This is a genomic window from Escherichia sp. 94.0001, from assembly GCF_013369155.2.
Classification (GTDB): domain Bacteria; phylum Pseudomonadota; class Gammaproteobacteria; order Enterobacterales; family Enterobacteriaceae; genus Escherichia; species Escherichia coli_F.
Map to the genome: position 1 here is coordinate 14,678 of NZ_JABWMS020000023.1, position 23,564 is coordinate 38,241.

Below are 23,564 nucleotides of genomic sequence, written 5' to 3' on the forward strand. Positions count from 1 at the left end.
ATTTCGCTTTTATCGTGCAATGCAACTCATCTACATTAAGCATTGATTCTTTAACGAAGAGCGGGTTTGTCATCTTAAGCGCCCTCGACCTTATGGTTGGGGGCGTTTTGTTATGGACGCCGTCTACAGCTTTCCTGTCGAGAGTGAGAAGTTACGGTTATTTTTGTGCCACATAACCTTCTGCTGGCAAAGAGTTCAGCATTATCTTCTCTACTCCGTCCCTATATTCGTCACCATTGCCCCCTCAATTATTAAACTGAGTTATTCAGTAGTCTCCCCTCTTGCAACTCACACCCAAAACTGCTTAACGAAAAGTTATTAATTTTCAATCATATTGCTATCAGGATTTATATTTTTTCGCTGTGCTAGAAAGGGCGCATTTATGTTAGCTCGTTCAGGGAAGGTAAGCATGGCTACGAAAAAGAGAAGTGGAGAAGAAATAAATGATCGGCAAATCTTATGCGGGATGGGTATTAAACTACGCCGCTTAACTGCGGGTATCTGCCTGGTAACTCAACTTGTGTTCCCTATGACTGCGGCAGCACAAGGTGTGGTAAACGCCGCAACCCAACAACCAGTTCCTGCACAAATCGCCATTGAAAATACCAATACGGTGCCCTACACCCTTGGAGCGCTCGAATCGGCCCAAAGCGTTGCCGAACGTTTCGGTATTTCGTTGGCTGAGTTACGCAAACTCAACCAGTTTCGTACGTTTGCTCGAGGTTTTGATAATGTCCGCCAGGGTGATGAACTGGATGTCCCGGCACAAGTTAGTGAAAAAAATTTAACCCCGTCGCCGCGTAATAGCAGTGACAACCTTGAGCAACAGATAGCCAGTACTTCACAGCAAATCGGGTCTCTGCTCGCCGAAGATATGAACAGCGAGCAAGCGGCCAATATGGCGCGTGGATGGGCCTCTTCTCAGGCATCTGGCGCAATGACAGACTGGTTAAGCCGCTTCGGCACCGCAAGAATCAGGCTGGGCGTGGATGAAGATTTTAGCCTGAAGAATTCCCAGTTCGATTTTCTCCATCCATGGTATGAAACGCCTGATAATCTCTTTTTCAGCCAGCATACTCTCCACCGTACTGACGAGCGTACGCAGATTAACAACGGCTTGGGTTGGCGTCATTTCACTCCCACATGGATGTCGGGCATCAACTTCTTTTTCGACCACGATCTTAGCCGTTACCACTCCCGCGCCGGCATTGGCGCGGAGTACTGGCGCGACTATCTTAAATTAAGCAGTAACGGCTATTTGCGACTGACCAACTGGCGCAGCGCACCTGAACTGGACAACGATTATGAAGCACGCCCGGCCAATGGCTGGGATGTACGCGCAGAAGGCTGGTTACCCGCCTGGCCGCACCTTGGCGGTAAACTGGTCTATGAACAGTATTATGGCGATGAAGTAGCCCTGTTCGATAAAGACGATCGGCAAAGTAATCCTCATGCCATAACCGCTGGACTTAACTATACCCCCTTCCCGCTGATGACCTTCAGCGCGGAGCAACGCCAGGGTAAACAGGGCGAAAATGACACCCGTTTTGCCGTCGATTTTACCTGGCAACCTGGCAGCGCAATGCAGAAACAGCTTGACCCGAACGAAGTCGCTGCACGGCGTAGCCTTGCAGGCAGCCGTTATGATCTGGTGGATCGCAACAACAACATCGTTCTGGAATATCGCAAAAAAGAACTGGTTCGCCTGACCCTGACAGACCCCGTGACAGGGAAGTCAGGAGAAGTGAAATCACTGGTTTCGTCGCTACAAACTAAATATGCCCTGAAAGGCTATAACGTCGAAGCCACCGCTCTGGAAGCTGCCGGTGGTAAAGTGGTCACAACGGGTAAAGATATTCTGGTTACCCTGCCTGGTTACCGGTTCACCAGTACGCCAGAAACCGATAACACCTGGCCGATTGAAGTTACCGCTGAAGACGTCAAAGGCAATTTGTCGAATCGTGAACAAAGCATGGTGGTCGTTCAGGCACCTGCGCTAAGCCAGAAAGATTCCTCGGTATCGTTAAGTACCCAAACATTGAGCGCGGATTCCCATTCAACCGCCACACTGACTTTTATTGCTCATGATGCAGCTGGTAATCCTGTTATCGGGCTGGTGCTCTCGACGCGTCATGAAGGTGTTCAGGACATTACCCTTTCTGACTGGAAAGATAATGGTGACGGAAGCTATACCCAAGTCCTGACCACAGGAGCGATGTCTGGCACGCTAACGCTGATGCCACAGCTGAACGGTGTGGATGCGGCTAAAGCCCCCGCCGTGGTGAATATCATTTCTGTTTCGTCATCCCGAACTCACTCGTCAATTAAGATTGATAAGGACCGTTATCTCTCCGGCAATCCTATCGAGGTGACGGTAGAACTGAGAGATGAAAATGACAAACCTGTTAAGGAGCAAAAAAAGCAACTGAATACTGCAGTCAGCATCGACAACGTGAAACCAGGAGTCACTACAGACTGGAAAGAAACCGCAGATGGCGTCTATAAGGCAACCTATACCGCCTATACCAAAGGCAGTGGACTTACTGCGAAGCTGTTAATGCAAAACTGGAATGAAGATTTGCATACCGCTGGATTTATCATCGACGCCAACCCGCAGTCAGCGAAAATTGCGACATTATCTGCCAGCAATAATGGTGTGCTCGCCAATGAGAATGCAGCAAATACCGTCTCGGTCAATGTCGCTGATGAAGGAAGCAACCCAATCAATGATCATACCGTCACGTTTGCGGTATTAAACGGATCGGCAACTTCCTTCAACAATCAAAACACCGCAAAAACGGATGCTAATGGTCTGGCGACTTTTGATCTGAAAAGTAGTAAGCAGGAAGACAACACGGTTGAAGTCACCCTTGAAAATGGCGTGAAACAAACGTTAATCGTCAGTTTTGTCGGTGACTCGAGTACCGCGCAGGTTGTTCTACAGAAGTCGAAAAATGAAGTGGTCGCTGACGGCAATGACAGCGCCACAATGACCGCTACAGTCCGGGATGCAAAAGGCAACCTGCTCAATGACGTCAAGGTCACCTTCAATGTTAATTCAACAGAGGCGAAACTGAGCCAAACCGAAGTGAATAGCCACGACGGGATCGCCACAGCCACGCTGACCAGTTTGAAAAATGGTGATTATACGGTTACGGCCTCTGTCAGCTCTGGTTCCCAGGCTAGTCAACAGGTGAATTTTATCGGTGATCAAAGTACTGCTGCCCTGACCCTCAGTGTGCCTTCAGGTGATATCACCGTCACCAACACAGCACCGCAACATATGACTGCAACCTTGCAGGATAAAAATGGCAACCCACTAAAAGATAAAGAAATCACCTTCACTGTGCCAAACGACGTCGCAAGTCGGTTCTCGATTAGCAACGGCGGAAAAGGCATGACGGATAGTAACGGGGTTGCAATCGCCTCCCTGACCGGCACGTTAGCGGGCACGCATATGATCACGGCTCGTGTGGCTAACAGCAATGTCAGCGATGCACAGCCAATGACGTTTGTGGCGGATAAAGACAGAGCGGTTGTCGTTCTACAAACATCGAAAGCGGAAATCATTGGGAATGGCGTGGATGAGACGACGCTGACAGCAACAGTGAAAGATCCTTTTGATAACGTGGTTAAAAATCTGTCAGTAGCCTTCCGCACCTCCCCCGCAGACACACAACTGAGCCTGAACGCGCGTAATACTAATGAGAACGGTATTGCTGAAGTTACCCTTAAGGGCACGGTTTTGGGTGTTCATACAGCCGAAGCCACACTGCCTAACGGCAACAACGATACGAAGACAGTCAATATTGCGCCCGATGCCAGCAACGCGCAGGTCACGCTGAATATCCCTGCTCAACAGGTGGTAACGAATAACAACGACAGCGTGCAGCTGACGGCAACGGTGAAAGATCCGTCGAATCATCCGGTGGCGGGAATAACGGTGAACTTCACCATGCCACAGGACGTTGCGGCAAACTTTACCCTCGAAAATAACGGTATTGCCATCACTCAGGCCAATGGCGAAGCGCATGTCACGCTCAAAGGCAAAAAAGCGGGCACGCATACGGTTACTGCAACGCTGGGTAACAATAATGCCAGCGATGCGCAGCCAGTCACATTCGTGGCGGATAAGGACAGCGCAGTTGTCGTTCTGCAAACATCGAAAGTGGAAATCATTGGGAATGGCGTGGATGAGACGACACTGACAGCAACAGTGAAAGATCCTTTTGATAACGTAGTAAAAGATCTACCGGTCACCTTCAGTACCGATCCGGCAGATACTCAACTTAGTCAGAGCACGACCAACACTAACGACAGTGGTGTTGCTGAAGTTACCCTTAAGGGCGCGGTATTGGGTGTTCATACAGCCGAAGCCACTCTGCCTAACGGCAATAGCGATTCGAAGACAGTCAATATTGCTCCCGATGCCAGCAACGCACGGCTCACGCTGAACATCCCTGCTCACCAGGTGGTGACGAATAACGGCGACAGTGTGCAGCTGACAGCTACAGTGAAAGATCCGTCGAATCATCCGGTGGCGGGGATAGCGGTGAATTTCACCATGCCACAAGACGTCGCGGCAAACTTTACCCTTGAAAATAACGGTATTACTGTCACCCAGGCCAATGGGGAAGCGCATGTCACCCTCAAAGGTAAAAAAGCGGGCACGCATACAGTTACCGCGACGCTGATTAATAACAATGCCAGTGATTCGCAGCCGGTAACATTTGTGGCAGACAAAACCTCGGCTCAGGTTGCCCTGCAGATGTCAAAAGATGAGATCACGGGTAATGGCGTCGATAGTGCAACGTTAACTGCAACGGTTAAAGACCAGTTCGACAATAAGGTGAACAATCTTCCGGTAACATTCAGCTCAGCCTTTTCAGGCCTCACCCTCACCCCAGGGGAGAGTAATACCAATGAGTCTGGCATCGCGCAGGCCACTCTCGTAGGCGTTGCCTTTGGTGAGCAGACGGTCACTGTATCACTTGCTAATAATGGTGCCAGCGACCACAAAACTGTGCACTTTATTGGCGACACAGCTGCGGCAAAAATTATTGGGTTGACGTCTGTCCCAAACAGCATAATCGCTGGTACCCCGCAGAATAGCACCGGCAGCGTCATCACCGCGACAGTCGTTGATAATAATAGCTTTCCGGTGAAAGGTGTAACTGTGAGTTTCACCAGCAGTACAAACTCTGCTGAAATGACGAATGGCGGCCAAGCCGTAACGAACGAACAGGGTAAGGCAACCGTCACTTATACCAATACCCGTTCCTCGACAGAATCAGGAGGGAGGCCGGATACCGTTGAGGCCAGTCTGGAAAATGGTAGCTCCACGCTTAGCACATCAATTAATGTCAACGCTGATGCGTCTACGGCACATATCACCTTGTTACAAGCACTTACTGATACAGTCTCCGCAGGCAACACAACCGATCTGTATGTTGTGGTAAACGATAATTACGGAAACGGTGTACCCCAACATAAGGTGACCATCAGCGTTTCGCCAAGTGAAGGTGTGACCCCCAGTAATAACGCTATATATACTACCAACTCCTACGGCCATTTTTACGCAAGCTTTACCGCTACAAAAGCCGGGGTTTATCAAGTGACGGCAACGCTCGACAATGGCGATTCGATGCAACAAACAGTGACCTATGTGCCGAACGTGGCGAATGCTGAAATCACGCTGGGAGCCTCAAAAGATCCGGTGATTGCCGACAATAACGATCTCACGACATTAACAGCAACAGTCGCAGATACAGAGGGCAATGCGATAGCCAACACTGAAGTAACATTTACTCTCCCGGAAGATGTGAGGGCAAACTTCACGCTGAGCGATGGCGGTAAAGCGGTTACTGATGCTGAAGGCAAAGCGAAAGTCACACTGAAAGGTACAAAAGCAGGAGCACATACCGTGACAGCAGCGATGGCTGGCGGTAAGAGTGAGCAATTGGTGGTGAACTTTATTGCGGATACGCTCACTGCGCAGGTTAATCTTAACGTTACCGAAAACAACTTTATCGCCAATAACATTGGAATGACCATACTTCAGGCAACAGTGACTGATGGAAACGGCAACCCGTTAGCCAATGAGGCGGTGACATTCACGTTACCGGCAGATGTGAGTGCAAGCTTTACTCTCGGACAAGGCGGTTCCGCCATTACTGACATCAACGGCAAGGCGGAAGTTACACTAAGCGGTACGAAGGCCGGCACCTATCCCGTGACGGTCAGCGTGGACAGTTATGGTGTCAGTGATACGAGGCCGGTGACTTTGCTTGCCGATGCGAGTACCGCTAAACTGGCTGATTTTACCGCATCATCAAGCTCATTAATCGCCAGCACAACCGAGGGTGCGACCCTGACGGCAAGTGTCACTGACGCTTATGACAATCCATTAGAAGGCATCAAGGTCAATTTCCGCGGCTTATCCGCCACGCTGAGTAACACCACCGCTGAAACAGATGCTCAGGGTAAGGCAGAAATTCTTGTAACAAGCACCATTGCAGGGACGAAAATTGTTGTGGCTAATCTGGCAAATGCACCTACAGATACCATCATGCAAACGTTGACTGTCAAAGCAGATGCTGATTCTGCGACGATCACCAGTCTGGAAATGCCTGAAGGTCAGGTTATGGTCGCAACCCCCCTGGCGGTTAAAGCGCACGTCGACGACCAGTTTGGCAATCCAGTTTCTGAACAGCTTGTGACATTCAGTGCAGAGCCGTCATTTTTTAACATGGTCATTAGTCAGGATACGGTCTCTACGAATACACAGGGTATAGCCGAGGTCACCATGACGCCCAATAGATACGGTTCGTATACTGTGCAAGCATCCCTGGCGAATGGCTCCTCTTATGAGAAGGACCTGGTGGTAATCGATTTAAAACTAACACTCACAGCATCAAGTCCACTTATCGGCATCAATGACCCATTAGGTTCAACTCTGACAGTAAGGCTAACCAATCCAAATGGGGCCCCAGTGAACAATGAACTCGTTACCTTTAGCGTAACGCCAGAAGATGCAACGTTAAGTAGCGGAACAATGAAAACCAATCCTTCCGGGGAGGCACAAGTCGTTCTGACCAGCAATAAAGTCGGTACGTATACGGTTACAGCATCTATCACTAGTGGCGTAATTATTCAGGCGCAGACAATCGTGAAAGTTACTGGCAACCAAAGCACAGCCCATGTGGTCAGCCTGAGCGCTGATCCGTCAACTATCACTGCCAACGACAGCGATATCAGCACGCTGAAGGCTACTGTTGAGGACGGCAGTGGTAACCAAGTCGAAGGCGTCAATGTGAACTTCGCATTAAAAGGTGGCTCTGCCACATTAGGGTCATTAACAGCGGTGACCGATCAACACGGATTTGCGACAACCACCGTGAAAAGTGCGCGAACTGGGGGCGTAACTGTTAGTGCAGGAACGAGCACAGGTGCAACGCAAACAGCTAATATAACGCTGGTGGCAGGCCCGGCAGACGCCTCGCAGTCCGTCCTTAAGAACAATCGGTCATCACTAAAAGGGGACTATACCGATAGTGCTGAGCTACATCTTGTTTTGCACGATATATCAGGCAATCCGATCAATGTTTCTGAAGGGATGGAATTTGTGCAGTCAGATACCAACGTGCCCTATGTGCAAGTTAGCGCAATTGACTACAGTAATAATTTCTCCGGCGAGTACAAAGCCACCGTTACAGGCGGTGGAGAGGGTATTGCAAAGCTGATCCCCGTGTTGAATGGTGTTCATCAAGCTGATCTCAGTACCACAATACAATTCACTCGCGCACAAAGTAAAAAAATGAGCGGTACAGTGTCAGTCAATGGTGTTGACCTACCGACAGACTCATTCCCTTCTCAGGGATTCACCGGGGCGTATTATCAGTTGAATAATGACAACTTTTCCCCGGGCAAAACGGCGGCTGATTATGAGTTTTCAAGCTCTGCCTCCTGGGTCGATGTTGACGCTACCGGTAAAGTGACATTTAAAAATGTCGGAAGCAGTTGGGTAACGATTACAGCGACGCCAAAATCAGGAGGCCCTGGCTATATATACGAAATCCGGGTGAAGAGTTGGTGGGTAAACTCCGGCGATTCTGTCATGATATACAGCCTTGCTGAAAATTTTTGCAGTAGCAATGGCTACATGCTTCCCCGTGCAAGCCTTTTAAGCCAGGGTCGTTCCCGAGGTATAGGGACATTGTACAGTGAATGGGGAGATATGGGGCATTATATGAATGAAGCCGATTTTTATTCAAATATGTATTGGTCATCTAGTCCCGCAAACTCCAATGAACAATACGAAATTTCCCTGGCAACAGGTGAGCAAAGCGTAATGGCAAAACTTGGATTTGCTCATGTTACATGTTATAAAAACATTTGATTGTTGATTTTTTATAGAGTGCTCCATTAGGGGCACTCGACTTTACAATCCCTCTCTGTTTATCGTAAGACAGTCGAGCCCCTTTTTTTTGAATAAATGCTTGAAACATGGAAGGACCATCTATTCTACGGCAGCGGGAAACAAAGTATATGAGCTATTTTTGATAGCTATCATTTTTGCTATTTAGTCAAATCACGATAATATTTAGCTAATTACATCAGTGCAAGTCATAATAATGTATGCCAGTTAACGGGGATTTAAGTTCAGGTTGCCTTATTATTCGGTGAGTATTGCTTTGATTCAAAGGCTTTTTTTGTGGTGATTGACCAACCTCAGGGTATTAATGTCCCCTGTTCAGCACAGATCGGCATTACCCTCTATACGTAAGTACTGACACATACTCTCTCCAAAGCACTTTTTAGCGCCTTTCCGAATTCATCCAAACTTATATGATCAATTTTTTGCCCAACGACCACTGACTCCGAGATATCTGCCATCGCAGGCCACCGCGTTTTGTAATCAGCATAAATTGCAACGACGGGGGTATTATAGGCACTTGCCATATGTAATATTGAGGTATCAGGGGTTATTGCGATATAAGCATCTTTTATGATTGCTGCTGAACGTTTAATCGAGGGTGATAAGGATAGCCGGTAGACATTATTATAACAACCCGCTAATTTCCGGGCTTTATCTTCCCCTTTTGGTCCATGAACAATGACTATTGGCATATCATTATCACTTTGAATTTTGGCGATGAGTTTCTCAGCTACTGATAACGAAAATGTGCGTTCCTGCACGCTGCCATCTAAATTAAGCGCAATGTAAGATCCTAAAGTGCACAATTCCTCACGTACTTCATTTATTACCTGCTCGCTTAATGGTAATTCATATATTGGCCTGACTGCAGGAAAACCCGCTTCACGCATCATAAACGCCCATGTCATGGGTACGGGAGCCCGGAGATGTTGATCCATCCGGGAGGCGTTCTTACACAAAGGGGAGTAGCACTTCATGGTTAAACCAACAACCTGAAAATTTGTTTTTGCTTTCAACTGACTGATAAATAACATCGTTTTCAGGTTCTTTTTACGCATTGCCTCTATACAAAGATCCGGCGTACCGTATTGCTGTGTTATGTTCTTCGCTAAATCTTTTATTTCTTTTAATGTTGCGTGATCCTGCATAGTCATTGTGACTAATGTTAATTTAGTATGTTCAAGTTTGAGCGCATTAAAGACTTCTAAATTAATTGTCGAAGTAACAATTAAAAGATGCTTGATTTTATGCAATTCAAGCGCCCGAATCACTGGAAAGATAGCCATAGCATCGCCAATCTGATCGGGAATATGGATGACAACAAACTCTGTTTTTTCAATATTGAAAGTATACGATTTATAATCGTAGCAACTAAATGCAATACGTCTCAACAATGATGCGACAAACATATTCACCTCGCCTCCCTACTGGTTAAAAGCAATGCAGTCTATCAGAATCAGCAGGGTGCAATTTTGTGCATATACGGACTTTTTATGTTTCATATCTCGCTAGAGTAAGGGATCCTGATGGATCCTTAAGCAACGCCTGCAGTTCCAACGCTTTAATCTTCTATCGAATTTTTCATGTTGCCGTTAATCAGCCATAAAATCATTTGCAGAAGCGCTCTGGCGCGGTAGTCTCATAAGGTTCGTTTATAGATCGACGGCAATGTGAGTTACCTTTTCCATACTAATTATAAAAAGACAATACAAACAGGATCATTATGGACACCACGCTCATCTCCACTCGTCCCGATGAAGGGACGCTTTCGTTAAGTCGCGCCCGACGAGCTGCGTTAGGCAGTTTCGCTGGTGCCGTCGTCGACTGGTATGATTTTTTACTCTATGGCATTACCGCCGCACTGGTGTTTAATCGCGAGTTTTTCCCGCAAGTAAGCCCGGCTATGGGAACGCTCGCCGCATTTGCCACCTTTGGTGTCGGATTCCTGTTCCGTCCGCTCGGCGGTGTCATTTTCGGTCACTTTGGCGACCGACTGGGACGTAAGCGCATGTTAATGCTGACCGTCTGGATGATGGGCATCGCGACAGCCTTGATTGGCATTCTTCCTTCCTTCTCGACCATAGGTTGGTGGGCCCCCATTTTACTGGTGACACTGCGTGCCATTCAGGGATTTGCCGTCGGCGGCGAATGGGGAGGCGCGGCGTTACTTTCCGTTGAAAGTGCACCGAAAAATAAAAAAGCCTTTTACAGTAGCGGTGTACAAGTTGGCTACGGAGTAGGTTTACTGCTTTCGACCGGACTGGTTTCATTGATCAGTATGATGACGACTGACGAACAGTTTTTAAGCTGGGGCTGGCGCATTCCTTTCCTGTTTAGCATCGTACTGGTACTGGGGGCATTGTGGGTGCGTAATGGCATGGAGGAGTCCGCGGAATTCGAACAACAGCAACATAATCAAGCGGCCGCGAAAAAACGCATTCCGGTTATCGAAGCACTATTACGGCATCCCGGTGCTTTCCTGAAGATTATTGCGCTACGACTGTGCGAGTTGCTGACGATGTACATCGTTACCGCCTTCGCACTTAATTATTCAACCCAGAATATGGGGTTACCGCGCGAACTTTTCCTCAATATTGGTTTGCTGGTAGGTGGACTAAGCTGTCTGACAATTCCCTGTTTTGCCTGGCTTGCCGATCGTTTTGGTCGCCGCAGAGTTTATATCACAGGTGCGTTAATCGGAACGTTGAGCGCATTTCCTTTCTTTATGGCGCTTGAAGCACAATCTATTTTCTGGATAGTTTTCTTCTCCATAATGCTGGCAAACATTGCGCATGACATGGTGGTGTGCGTGCAACAACCGATGTTTACCGAAATGTTTGGTGCCAGTTATCGCTATAGTGGCGCTGGAGTCGGATATCAGGTTGCCAGTGTGGTCGGCGGTGGATTTACACCTTTTATTGCTGCTGCACTCATCACTTATTTTGCTGGAAACTGGCATAGCGTCGCCATTTATTTGCTGGCTGGATGCCTCATTTCTGCAATAACCGCTTTGTTGATGAAAGACAATCAACACGCTTGATAGTCAGGCGAAGATCATCCGATCTTCGCCTTACACTTTTGTTTCACATTCCTGTGACATACTATCGGAAGTGCGGTAATTGTATGGAACAGGAGACACACATGAATAATAAGGGCTCCGGTCTGACCCCAGCTCAGGCACTGGAAAAACTCGACGCGCTGTATGAGCAATCTGTAGTCGCTTTACGCAATGCCATTGGCAACTATATTAAAAGTGGCGAATTACCTGATGAAAATGCCCGTAAAGAAGGTCTTTTTGTCTATCCATCACTGACCGTAACCTGGGACGGTAGCACAACAAATCCCCCCAAAACGCGCGCATTTGGTCGTTTTACTCACGCAGGCAGCTACACCACCACGATTACTCGCCCTACTCTCTTTCGTTCGTACCTGAATGAGCAACTAACGTTGCTTTATCAGGATTATGGTGCGCATATTTCTGTGCAACCCTCGCAACATGAAATCCCTTATCCTTATGTCATCGATGGCTCTGAATTGACACTTGATCGCTCAATGAGCGCTGGATTAACTCGCTACTTCCCGACAACAGAACTGGCGCAAATCGGCGATGAAACTGCAGACGGCATTTATCATCCAACGGAATTCTCCCCGCTATCTCATTTTGATGCGCGCCGGGTTGATTTTTCCCTCGCACGGTTGCGCCATTATACCGGTACGCCAGTAGAACATTTTCAGCCGTTCGTCTTGTTTACCAACTACACACGTTATGTGGATGAGTTCGTTCGTTGGGGATGCAGCCAGATCCTCGATCCTGATAGTCCCTACATTGCCCTTTCTTGTGCTGGCGGGAACTGGATCACCGCCGAAACCGAAGCGCCAGAAGAAGCCATTTCCGACCTTGCATGGAAAAAACACCAGATGCCAGCATGGCATTTAATTACCACCGATGGTCAGGGTATTACTCTGGTGAATATTGGCGTGGGACCGTCAAATGCTAAAACCATCTGCGATCATCTGGCGGTGCTGCGCCCGGATGTCTGGTTGATGATTGGTCACTGTGGTGGCTTACGTGAAAGCCAGGCCATTGGAGATTATGTACTTGCACACGCTTATTTACGCGATGACCACGTTCTTGATGCGGTACTGCCGCCCGATATTCCTATTCCGAGCATTGCTGAAGTGCAACGTGCGCTTTATGACGCTACCAAGTTAGTCAGCGGCAGGCCCGGAGAGGAAGTTAAACAGCGGCTACGTACTGGCACTGTGGTAACCACAGATGACAGGAACTGGGAATTACGTTACTCAGCTTCTGCACTTCGTTTTAACTTAAGCCGTGCCGTGGCAATTGATATGGAAAGTGCAACCATTGCCGCACAAGGATATCGTTTCCGCGTGCCATACGGGACACTACTGTGTGTTTCAGATAAACCTTTGCATGGTGAGATTAAACTTCCCGGTCAGGCTAACCGTTTTTATGAAGGCGCTATTTCCGAACACCTGCAAATTGGCATTCGGGCGATCGATTTGCTGCGCGCAGAAGGCGACCGACTGCATTCACGTAAATTACGAACCTTTAATGAACCGCCGTTCCGGTAATAAGTTCTGTTCCTTTTTATCAGGAATAGATGTGAAGGATTTAGTAAGTCATCCAGCAAATAGCCTGCAATAAAGCAGGCTGTTTGCTTCCTGGGGCGGATACGAGTTTTATTATAGCCTTAATGATTTCCATATGTTAAAAGCAAGTATGCTTTCAAAACACAATTATAAAAAAATCCACCAACAACATTAGTTTTTATGAGATTAAATATAATATTATGGATTTAGAATATTTTTATTTCTAATAGACGAGATTTTTCCTGTTATGATATAATATGCCGAATTAACGCATGTTAACGATTTACCAGTAATGTAAATAAATTTTCGAGGAGATCATTCCTGTGGGACGTAAATGGGCCAATATTGTTGCTAAAAAAACGGCTAAAGACGGTGCAACGTCTAAAATTTATGCAAAATTCGGTGTGGAAATCTATGCTGCTGCCAAACAAGGTGAACCCGATCCAGAATTAAACACATCTTTAAAATTCGTTATTGAACGTGCGAAGCAGGCACAAGTTCCAAAGCACGTTATTGATAAAGCAATTGATAAAGCCAAAGGCGGCGGAGATGAAACGTTCGTGCAGGGACGTTATGAAGGCTTTGGTCCAAATGGCTCAATGATTATCGCCGAGACATTGACTTCCAATGTTAACCGTACAATTGCTAACGTTCGCACAATTTTCAATAAAAAAGGCGGCAATATCGGAGCGGCAGGTTCTGTCAGCTATATGTTTGACAATACGGGTGTGATTGTATTTAAAGGGACAGACCCGGACCATATTTTTGAAATTTTGCTTGAAGCTGAAGTTGATGTTCGCGATGTGACCGAAGAAGAAGGTAACATTGTTATTTATACTGAACCAACTGACCTTCATAAAGGAATCGCGGCTCTAAAAGCAGCTGGAATCACTGAGTTCTCAACAACAGAATTAGAAATGATTGCTCAATCTGAAGTTGAGCTTTCCCCAGAAGATTTAGAAATCTTTGAAGGGCTTGTTGATGCCCTTGAAGATGACGACGATGTTCAAAAAGTTTATCATAACGTCGCAAATCTCTAATTATATTTTAAAGAAATCTGTCTTTATGGCAGATTTCTTTAATTTCATATAATTGCATGAAAAATATAATGGTCAACCTATTATATTGATTATAAAAATCCCCGCCCGCAGAGAAATAACATTAATTGATATTCCAGGTCGTCTTTTCCTGATTACAGAAGACAAAGCCGCAATTACGTATAGTTTCCCGATAAGGGCAAGACAGCGACATCCCGCATAAAGTATTTTTCTCTTTACCTTTGTTCGGTGCTGTATAGAACAGACTTTTAAGCCGTTGGTATGACCTTACTAACCGTGATGTCCACTGGGGGCAATTTGCTCATTGAACCATCAGGCTCGGTTAAGGGCACGAGATACAGGCATCAAAAAACCCGGCCACCTTTTTTAGGTGGTCGGGTAAAAATAATTTCTATTTTTAGCTGCCTTGAGACTCATAAAGTTGTCTCAAAACTAAAATTTGGCTCCTCTGACTGGACTCGAACCAGTGACATACGGATTAACAGTCCGCCGTTCTACCGACTGAACTACAGAGGAATCGTGAGAACGAGGCGAATATTAGCGACGCCCATCCTTAATGTCAAAGCCTGTTTTTTTAATTTGAAATCGTTTGCTGAAATAATATGCACTTTGTCGTTTATTCCGACACAACTGGCTTTTTTTCACACTTTTGCGGCTCAGGTCGAGGGTATTTCCACAGCCAACGTCCAGTAACCATGCGCCAGTAAAACAGCACGGCCCGCACAGCCCAGTCGGCAAACATTCCCATCCAGACACCAACCACACCCCAGCCAAGCATGATTCCCAGCACATAACCGACTACAACCCGGCAACCCCACATGCTCAACATAGAAACCCACATGGCGTAACGGGCATCGCGAGCACCCTTAAATCCAGCGGGTAGCACCCATGAGGCAGACCAAATAGGCATAAATAAAGCATTTAGCCAAATCAGAATCACAACGACATGTTTAACCTGTGGATCCTGGGTGTAAAACGATGCCATAACCCCAGCAAAGGGAGCCGTTAGCCAGGCGATGGCCGTTAATCCAAGAGTGGACAGCCAGAACACATGCCGCAACTGAATCTCTGCTTGCGCTATCTGCCCTACCCCCAACCTTCGGCCTGTAATGATCGTAGAAGCAGAGCCGAGCGCACTTCCGGGTAAGTTGATAAGAGCCGCAATTGAAAACGCGATAAAATTCCCGGCAATAACACTGGTCCCCATCCCGGCAACGAACATTTGGGTTAATAACCGACCACTGGTAAATAACACTGATTCGACACTCGCTGGAATACCAATCCCCATGACTTCCCAGATAATGCTAAAATTCAGCGGTTTAAAATAGCTCTTTAACGAAATCCTTAGCGCAGGATTAAAACCAATCGCCAGCACCCACAAAATTGCCACTGCGCCAATATAACGAGAAATGGTTAACCCCAACCCAGCCCCGATAAATCCCAGTCCCGGCCAGGAGAAAAGGCCGTAAATCAATATGCCGCTAATAATAATATTAAGAATATTCAGGCTACCGTTAATCAGTAGCGGTATTTTCGTATTCCCTGCACCACGAAGTGCCCCGCTACCAATCAAAGTGATGGCAGCTGCTGGATAACTGAGTACCGTCAGCTCCAGATAAGTCAACGCCAGTGCTTTAACTTCTGTCGTGGCATCACCCGCGACGAAATCAATAATTTGTTCGCCAAAATGATGAATAAGCGTTGCCAACAGTACGGCAAACAACGTCATGATCACCAATGACTGTCGCGTCGCCACCCTCGCTCGTCGTCGATCCCGCTTACCGAGACTAAATGCCACAACGACAGTAGTGCCAAGATCGATAGCTGCAAAAAAAGCCATAATGACCATATTGAAGCTGTCCGCCAACCCCACGCCTGCCATCGCATCTTTTCCCAGCCAACTGACCAGAAAAGTACTCAAAACACCCATCAACAGGACACAGGCATTCTCCATGAAGATAGGAACAGCAAGCGGGGTTATCTCGCGCCAGAACAACACCTTGTAGCTCTTGCGTTTGGCGTGCCAGCGAGTGCCGTGAACAACCTGGCGTAAAGCAGAGGAGATATTCAAAGCCGACCTTAATTGCAAAAAGTGAAACCACATTTCAAATAATGAGGGAGAATCAGCAAAGCTGCAAAGATTTTTGCCGACAAATTGTCTGCAAATGCAACAAACTGTTGATAGAAACGGCAAACAGTTGGGAAATTTAAAAATCGGGTTTGACAAAAGATTTTTCGCCGTTAAGATGTGCCTCAACAGCGATTCCTCTGTAGTTCAGTCGGTAGAACGGCGGACTGTTAATCCGTATGTCACTGGTTCGAGTCCAGTCAGAGGAGCCAAATTTCTGAAAAGCCCGCTTTTATAGCGGGCTTTTTGCTATATCTGATAATCAATTTCCTCTTCACTGTTCTCCATCACCTGGCGCTTGATATCCTCAACTGACAGTCCTGCATTACAAAGTTCCAGAAAGCGCCAGACATAGTTACGCTGAAGTTGTCCTCGCTTGAGTCCCAACCAGACAGTATTAGCATCGAAAAGATGCCGCGTATCCAGACGGATTAAATTCTTTTCCTCTTGTTCACCGCTGGATTGTTCGGCAACTAATCCAATCCCCAGCCCGAGTGCAACATAGGTTTTAATGACATCAGAATCCTGCGCACTTAATACAATATCTGCCAGCAAACCTTTGCGGACAAATGCGTCATCAATACGTGAGCGCCCCGTAATCCCCTGTCGGTAAGTGATTAACGGCCACTTCGCTATTGATTCCAGCGTCAACGGTATAATTTGCGTCAAGGGATGATCGAGTGGAACAAGCAAACTATGGTGCCAACGAAACCACGGGAAGGCGACGAGCTGCGGGTCATTACTTAAACGCTCGCTGGCAATACCAATATCAGCTTCGCCATTTTGCAACAACGTCGCAATTTCCTGTGGCGTCCCCTGGATTAGCTCGAGCCGAACCTCCGGGAACAGTTCGCGAAAGGCTTTAATGACCTCAGGCAAGCTGTAACGTGCCTGAGTATGCGTCGTTGCAATAGTGAGAACGCCAGACGTATCGTTGGTAAACAGGTCTGCAAGCCGACGAACATTACTGGCTTCATTAAGAATACGTTCTGCAATGACCAGTAATGCTTTGCCCGGTTCAGTCATGCCCAGCAGTCGCTTACCTCGTCGAACAAATATTTCGATGCCAAGTTCATCCTCCAGTTCCCGAATGTGACGGCTGACGCCTGACTGTGAGGTAAAAAGCATATTCGCAACCTCTGTCAGGTTGTAATCCTGACGTGCAGCCTCGCGGATTATCTTTAGTTGTTGGAAATTCACGGTAAACTCCGGGCAGTTCAGATATCACGTTATTGTTAAAGTCTAATGCCCGGCATAACAAATAATAAAAACCCGCATCTTATTCCATCCCGATATAACGCTTAGCTCACCAATTGCCACTGCCTTTTTTCCATCACTGGAGAACTCATCACTGACATTAACAACTCTTTCACTGCTTGCGCCTGTGGTGATAAGTTCGCTCTGGCGGGTAAATTTAATGACAAAGAGAGACTCATTGAAGGTGTGGTAATGCGTGACATCCATCCGTTTACTGCGCCACATAACGAACGCGCGGCCGATTCGGGTAATACCGCAACGCCCATGCCGCTGGCAATTGCTGCGGTAAGCGTGGCAATAGACTCAATTTCCCCAATAACTTTTGCTGTAAGCCGCCGTAGGGAAAAAGCCTCATCAACACGAAGTCTAACGGCACTGTAATCGCTGGGGAGAAAGAGGTTCATTTGTGCTATAGCATTAACATCAACGCTTTGCCCCGGACAATCTTGCGTTCCTACCAGGAAAAGATCTTCTTTCAGTAAAGCCTGACTGGATACACCAGCCACAGGGGAATGCTCATAAATCACCGCCATATCGAGTTGGTGATTTATCAGTTTTTCGTTAAGCACTGCACCGCTATTTTCATGAAGATAGATAACGACCTCCGGGAATTCAGCGCGAACCGCCTGTAATAAGGGCATGGTGATGGATGACGCAGCGGTTCCTGGCGCAAAGCCAATCGAGACTTGCCCCGATAATGCCTGACCAACGTTATGCACCGCCAGTTGGGCCTGCTCACACTGACGTAAAATGGCCCGCGCATGGTTATAGAGAATTTTTCCGGCGTCTGTTGGCGTAACGCCCCGTTTTGTGCGAATCAAAAGTTGTTGATTCAACTCACCTTCCAGCGTGGCAACCTGCTGGCTGAGCGCGGGTTGCGCGATATGCAACACTTCAGCAGCCTGGGTCAGGCTACCAATATCTACAATTTTAACGAAGTATTTCAGGCGTCTGAAGTTCATGTTGCCTCCGGTTTATAAGAATCGGCCCAAGTGCCGCCATTACTTACAACCAGATTGCAAGATACTTGCCAGTTTTATTTTGGCGTTGATGTACAAGCTAAGCAACTGTCAAATAAGAGATTATGATAGTTTTGTCACTCGATCTTTTTATTAGAACTCGCGTTCTCTGCCCCAAGACAGAAAGGTATGCACCACGATGGTTCATTACCAAAAAGATTGAAAGCTCACCATTTTGTCGAAATTGGCAGCAAACAAACAAAAAAATGCATTTCACCCTTTGACATCACCATGCACTGCCATTAATATGCGCCCCGTTCACACGATTCCTCTGTAGTTCAGTCGGTAGAACGGCGGACTGTTAATCCGTATGTCACTGGTTCGAGTCCAGTCAGAGGAGCCAAATTCAAAAAAGCCTGCTTTCGAGCAGGCTTTTTGCTTTCTAATTAACAACGCTCTTAAAACATCTGTCTTGAACCAGAACTAATTTGCACAGGCATTCCTGATCGGCGCTGCAATGCAGCATTTGCGCGATTCACATCAACTTCTTGCCCGTTAATGAACGTCCGCAAAGATGGCGTTACGGGCAAAGGCACTTTTCGGTCTGACTCATATTCCGCACGGTTGCGCGACAGCGGCTCATGAACTTCCAGCCACTTTGATCCATCCGGTTCCGTTGTGTATTTCACTGGCTGATCAATAATTTGTACACGAGTACCTACAGGAACATTATCAAACAGATATTTGATATCGTCATTGCGCAGACGAATACAGCCCTGACTTACCCGGAGCCCAATACCAAAATTGGCATTGGTACCGTGGATGGCATATAGCCTGCCAATATAAATCGCGTACAGCCCCATGGGATTATCAGGCCCCGCAGGAACAAATGCGGGCAAACTCTCCCCTCGTTTCGCATATTCGCGCCGGGTGTTCGGCGTTGGCGTCCAGGTTGGTGCTTCTTGTTTACGTTCAACGGTAGTCACCCAGTTACGCGGGGTTTCTCGCCCAGCCTGGCCGATACCAATAGGAAAGACTTCCACAGTATTACTGTCTGGAGGGTAGTAATAAAGACGCATCTCAGCGACGTTAATCACAATCCCTTTACGAACAGTGGCGGGCAAAATTAGTTGCTGCGGAATGGTGAGTTGCGAGCCTGACTTTGGCAAGAAAACATCAGCGCCCGGATTCGCTTCCAGCATGTTACTTAACCCTTGCCCGTATTGTGCGGCAAAAGTCTCCAGCGGCTGGGTATTGTGATCAGGAACAGTTACAGTAAGCGACTGTCCCACTAAACGGCTACCCTCTGGAGGTAATGGATAAGTTACCGCCAGGCTATTATGGCTGGCAACAAGTAGAGCAAATGAGCAAAAAATATTTACACGACGCATCATGTCCCTTTCCTAAGTCGCGAATACTATCCGATAAGTATAGCTTTTATCAGACTTTTCGTTTTTAACTGTTCAAATCAGAAGTCGTATTCCCCGGTAGAACAATATTACTGGCAGCAAGTTCGCCCATGCTGTTGTATATCGCACAGGCAGCTTCGATGATGGGCATCGCCAGAGCTGCGCCACTTCCCTCACCTAAACGCATATCCATATTGAGATAAGGCTCCAGCCCCAAATGCGACAGCGCTATACGCGCCCCTTTTTCTGCCGACAGGTGAGAAGGAATGAGATACGGTTTGATTGCAGGAGACATCTGGCAGGCTGCGAGCGCGGCAGCATAAGAAAGAAATCCATCCAGCAACACCGGTAAACCGCAGGACGCAGCGCCTAACATCACGGCAGCCATTCCGATCAAATCAAATCCACCCACTTTTGCCAGGACATCAACGCCATCCTGCGGATTTGGTTGATTCAACGTAATCGCCCGTCGCACAACATCAATTTTATTAGCCAGTTTATCTGTCGGCAGGTTTGCGCCAATCCCAACCACTTCTTCAGGATCCCGGCCAGTGATTGTGCTCACTATCGCAGCTGCCGGTGTCGTGTTTGCCATCCCCAGTTCACCTACACCAAACAGCGTGACACCGTTTTTTGCCAGCTCCCGCGTATAGCATATGACGTCCAAAAGCAACGTTTCAGCCTGACGGCGACTCATTGCCGGAGCTGAAGCAATATTGCCGCTACCTCGTGCGACACGCATGTTGATAAGCCCGGGGATAGGCTCAGCAGTATCAATACCAACATCAATTACGTGGACGTTAGCGCCCGCTTGTGCTGCCAGCACACACACGCCGGTTGTTCCGCGGGTCATATTTTCAGCCTGAATGGCTGTCACTTCTTTTGGGGAAATAGCGACCCCTTCCTCCCAGACGCCGTGATCGGCACACATAACCAGTACCGCTTTTTTGCCCACATGCGGTATGCCATTCAACCCCGGCATTCCCGCCAGTTGTACGCCAAGCGCCTCCAGCCTTCCCAGGCTACCAACAGGTTTGAGTAACCCGTCAATATGCCGTTGTGCACGCGACATAGCGGCAGGATCGATGGCAGGGATCGTATTCAGTAAATTGGTAAGTGTTTGCATGTCGCGTCTCTTTATAGCAGCGCCAGCAGAAAGATCAGTTCGCCAAGCTCTATGGCTGCCCCCAGCGTATCGCCGGTTTGCCCGCCCAGAGTCCGTTTGAGAAGCTGACCGAGGATGAAGATCGCCACCATCGTCACCAACATAGCAGCCACACCATGCATACCTGGCAATAATACGGCAGCAAAAATAGCGGCTAAACCGAGTGTGACGCAGGTTTGTCGCCCATCAATTTTGCCAATGAACACATTGCCAAGCCCTTCTTCCCGGACATAACGATGACGATACATCAATAATGCGGCAGTCCCGCGGCTGACCGCGCATGCTGCCGCCAGCGATGCAAGGATCGGTTCGCCACGCAAAGCCAGCTCGCTTAACACCAGAATCTTTGCCAGTACAACAAAAATCAATGCCAGACCGCCGTGGGTGCCTAAACGGCTATCACGCATGATTTCCAACATGCGATCGCGGCTACGTGCAGAAAATACGCCATCACAGGTATCAGCGAGGCCGTCCAGGTGGAATCCCCCGGTCATCAGCGCCAGCACAAGTACGCTAAACAATGCCGCCAGTGGTACGCCACACCATGCCTGCAGCACCATGAAGACCAGCCCGCTAATCGCGCCAAGCAATAATCCAATTAAAGGAAAAGTAATAATACCGCGAGAATAATGCTCGAAATCCAGTCCCTGGGACCAGCGACGCGGTACAGGCAGACGCGTAATAAATGAGAGCATCGCCCAAAATAATTTACTCATTTGATTTTTACTCCAATACCCGAAACCACCAGCCATACTTCATTTGCCGCAGCGGCCAGCTGCTGATTTACCCGCCCGGCAATATCACGAAAATGTCGTGCCAGACGACTCTCCGGCACAATCCCCATTCCCACTTCGTTAGTCACTAATACAACCTTTGCGGGGCAACGTTGGCAGGCAGCAATCAACGACTGAATCTCAGCATTAATCGCCTGTTCCATCGCCTGATAATCCCATTCATCAGGGTCTTTATCGCCGCCATAATCAAACAACAGATTAGTCACCATTGTGGTAACGCATTCCAGCAACACAGCCTCATTCGGGTTAATGTCTGCATGAATTAATTCATCAAGATGTTGCCAGCGCTCCACTGTGCGCCAGTGAGCCGGGCGGCCTTGCCGATGATGTTCTATCCGTGCAGCCATCTCATCATCAAGGATTTGCGAGGTGGCGATATACAGAACCTGTGAAGAGTCCCCAATAAGCGCCTCTGCGTGGCGACTCTTCCCGCTCCGTGCGCCCCCCGTCACCAAAATCATCATACCGACTCCTGATTCAATTGTATGATGGTATTCATTGAACAGAACAATGGTTCCCCCACTGTTGCTGACCGCAAAACATTTACGCGATTAATACTGCGCGTAATATAATTAAAAATCCAGCATTCTCAATCCATTACGAAAGAAGATAGCATTGCGGAATAGCCAGACTTCCTCGTGTTAACGTCCGACAAAATGCGTCATTGACAGCGGTTTCTCTGGCATGACAGATTTCATTCAAATAATGGATTAATGCTACAGCCCCACCAGCCGGACCATTCAGCAAACGGGCATTGTGTTCTGCAATCAAAATTACCGTCGTTCCCTCAGAATGAGCGAGCCATTCTGGTACGGATATCTCGCTTTCAGCTGCTATCAATAGCAGCACTGAATAATCGCTATACGAATCTGATAACGATTGCACAGGCCCACCGTCAAAAGGCTGGAAATCTTGCTGCCAGTCCTCACCAATAAAATCGCAGCCTTTACAGTGCATTGTTGGTCAGTGCCTGCGAAGCAGACATTATCGCGCTGGTACTTAATGCGGACGCACCGTGGTCACCTTTTTCGCCAGGCTTTACCTCGTCAATGAATCGCCCGGTCATTGGAGTAGTTACCAAAGCAGATTTAGCCAGCATGGAACAAATATCTTTGGTGAAAAGTTGGTTACGGGAAGCTGGAGCGCACAACGTGTTAGTAACCAGTGCGGTTAATAACAATGGAGTTACAGAACTTTTTGCCTTGCTGCATACAGAAGAAGGCTGTCGCTAATTTCAATAGGTTATCAGATGGGAATGATGACGGTGATACACAGAAAAGAAACAATGAGCAATGAGGGTTACCGGGCAACCCTCATTGAATAAAACAGGAATTACTTCGCTTCGCCGTTTTTCATTTCGCCCATAGCTTTCAGCTTTTTGGAGATATCGCGGCGTTCTTTGGAGAGCTCGGCATTTTTGATGATGTAATCGTCAACGCGATCTTCATAGTCACCTTTCATGCTGGCGATGATGCCCTGGATTGCTTCAACGCTCATCCCCGGCTTAATGTAATCACTCAGGTTGTCCAGCAGCAGGACGCGCTTCTGGTTGTCACGGATCTTTTTCTCAACGTCCTGAATTTCACGTTGCAGTTTGTTCTTACGACGGAACAGACGAACAAATTCCAGTACATCCTGGAATGAAGGCTTGGTAGTTTCCATTTTTATACCCCTGATAATGTGAGAGTCGGATTCGTTTAAGCAACCGCTATTCGTTAGGGCCAACATTACTCATAGCTGCCG

14 protein-coding genes, 3 tRNA genes and 1 pseudogene are annotated in these 23,564 nt (G+C 47.6%); 7 read left to right on the forward strand and 11 right to left on the reverse strand.

The window, feature by feature from the left end:
- Nucleotides 1-409: 409 nt before the first annotated feature.
- The gene (locus HEN33_RS12880; RefSeq protein ID WP_176263351.1) at nt 410-8,398 is read left to right on the forward strand and encodes an Ig-like domain-containing protein; all 7,989 of its coding nucleotides are present in this window, start codon (nt 410-412) and stop codon (nt 8,396-8,398) included.
- A 377-nt stretch (nt 8,399-8,775) separates the two neighbouring features.
- On the opposite strand, the gene HEN33_RS12885 is transcribed toward HEN33_RS12880, so the two are convergent.
- Nucleotides 8,776-9,846 (reverse strand): glycosyltransferase family 9 protein, encoded by a 1,071-nt coding sequence (locus HEN33_RS12885; protein ID WP_176263357.1) that lies wholly within the window; start codon nt 9,844-9,846, stop codon nt 8,776-8,778.
- Between the two features lie 314 nt (nt 9,847-10,160).
- On the opposite strand from HEN33_RS12885, the gene shiA reads away from it, so the two are divergent.
- From shiA to HEN33_RS12900, 3 genes are all read left to right on the forward strand, one after another.
- Entirely contained in the window at nt 10,161-11,477 is a 1,317-nt protein-coding gene (shiA, locus tag HEN33_RS12890; RefSeq protein ID WP_176263350.1) for a shikimate transporter, read from the forward strand.
- A gap of 101 nt (nt 11,478-11,578) precedes the next feature.
- Nucleotides 11,579-13,033: an AMP nucleosidase gene (gene amn, locus HEN33_RS12895; protein ID WP_001060256.1), complete on the forward strand. Its 1,455-nt coding sequence runs from the start codon at nt 11,579-11,581 to the stop codon at nt 13,031-13,033.
- A gap of 341 nt (nt 13,034-13,374) precedes the next feature.
- Nucleotides 13,375-14,091 carry a YebC/PmpR family DNA-binding transcriptional regulator gene (locus HEN33_RS12900; protein WP_000532923.1) on the forward strand — a complete coding sequence of 239 codons (717 nt, stop codon included), beginning with the start codon at nt 13,375-13,377 and terminating at the stop codon, nt 14,089-14,091.
- A 458-nt stretch (nt 14,092-14,549) separates the two neighbouring features.
- Here HEN33_RS12900 and HEN33_RS12905 read toward each other — a convergent pair.
- A tRNA-Asn gene (locus tag HEN33_RS12905) sits at nt 14,550-14,625 on the reverse strand.
- Nucleotides 14,626-14,725: 100 nt separating this feature from the next.
- Entirely contained in the window at nt 14,726-16,213 is a 1,488-nt protein-coding gene (gene yeeO / locus HEN33_RS12910) for a toxic metabolite efflux MATE transporter YeeO (RefSeq protein ID WP_001354744.1), read from the reverse strand.
- A 160-nt stretch (nt 16,214-16,373) separates the two neighbouring features.
- Between yeeO and HEN33_RS12915 the strand changes: the two genes are divergently transcribed.
- Nucleotides 16,374-16,449: transfer RNA gene (locus HEN33_RS12915), tRNA-Asn, on the forward strand.
- 37 nt (nt 16,450-16,486) lie between these two features.
- On the opposite strand, the gene cbl is transcribed toward HEN33_RS12915, so the two are convergent.
- A complete protein-coding gene (gene cbl / locus HEN33_RS12920) occupies nt 16,487-17,437 on the reverse strand; it encodes an HTH-type transcriptional regulator Cbl (RefSeq protein ID WP_001011014.1) in 951 nt (316 codons plus the stop codon).
- Nucleotides 17,438-17,538: 101 nt separating this feature from the next.
- Nucleotides 17,539-18,456 (reverse strand): nitrogen assimilation transcriptional regulator NAC, encoded by a 918-nt coding sequence (gene nac, locus HEN33_RS12925; protein WP_176263150.1) that lies wholly within the window; start codon nt 18,454-18,456, stop codon nt 17,539-17,541.
- A 324-nt stretch (nt 18,457-18,780) separates the two neighbouring features.
- On the opposite strand from nac, the gene HEN33_RS12930 reads away from it, so the two are divergent.
- Nucleotides 18,781-18,856: transfer RNA gene (locus tag HEN33_RS12930), tRNA-Asn, on the forward strand.
- 55 nt (nt 18,857-18,911) lie between these two features.
- Here HEN33_RS12930 and ldtA read toward each other — a convergent pair.
- The 5 genes from ldtA to HEN33_RS12955 form a co-directional block, all read right to left on the reverse strand.
- Complete coding sequence (gene ldtA / locus HEN33_RS12935; protein WP_176263151.1) at nt 18,912-19,847, reverse strand: L,D-transpeptidase; 936 nt, start codon at nt 19,845-19,847, stop codon at nt 18,912-18,914.
- Between the two features lie 61 nt (nt 19,848-19,908).
- Nucleotides 19,909-20,988, reverse strand: coding sequence for a nicotinate-nucleotide--dimethylbenzimidazole phosphoribosyltransferase (cobT, locus tag HEN33_RS12940; protein WP_176263152.1), 1,080 nt, complete (start codon nt 20,986-20,988; stop codon nt 19,909-19,911).
- 11 nt (nt 20,989-20,999) lie between these two features.
- The gene (cobS, locus tag HEN33_RS12945; RefSeq protein WP_176263153.1) at nt 21,000-21,743 is read right to left on the reverse strand and encodes an adenosylcobinamide-GDP ribazoletransferase; all 744 of its coding nucleotides are present in this window, start codon (nt 21,741-21,743) and stop codon (nt 21,000-21,002) included.
- A complete protein-coding gene (gene cobU, locus HEN33_RS12950; protein WP_000973165.1) occupies nt 21,740-22,285 on the reverse strand; it encodes a bifunctional adenosylcobinamide kinase/adenosylcobinamide-phosphate guanylyltransferase in 546 nt (181 codons plus the stop codon). Before cobU ends, cobS begins: the two co-directional genes overlap by 4 nt.
- 133 nt (nt 22,286-22,418) lie before the next feature.
- Nucleotides 22,419-22,778 (reverse strand): cobalamin biosynthesis protein, encoded by a 360-nt coding sequence (locus tag HEN33_RS12955; RefSeq protein WP_176263154.1) that lies wholly within the window; start codon nt 22,776-22,778, stop codon nt 22,419-22,421.
- Here HEN33_RS12955 and HEN33_RS12960 point away from each other — a divergent pair.
- Nucleotides 22,757-23,053, forward strand: a pseudogene (locus tag HEN33_RS12960) (EutP/PduV family microcompartment system protein); the annotation flags it as partial. The gene HEN33_RS12955 and the pseudogene HEN33_RS12960 sit on opposite strands and share 22 nt — an antisense overlap.
- A gap of 100 nt (nt 23,054-23,153) precedes the next feature.
- On the opposite strand, the gene HEN33_RS12965 reads toward HEN33_RS12960, so the two are convergent.
- The gene (locus HEN33_RS12965) at nt 23,154-23,483 is read right to left on the reverse strand and encodes a DUF496 family protein (protein WP_000450409.1); all 330 of its coding nucleotides are present in this window, start codon (nt 23,481-23,483) and stop codon (nt 23,154-23,156) included.
- Between the last annotated feature and the right edge of the window lie 81 nt (nt 23,484-23,564).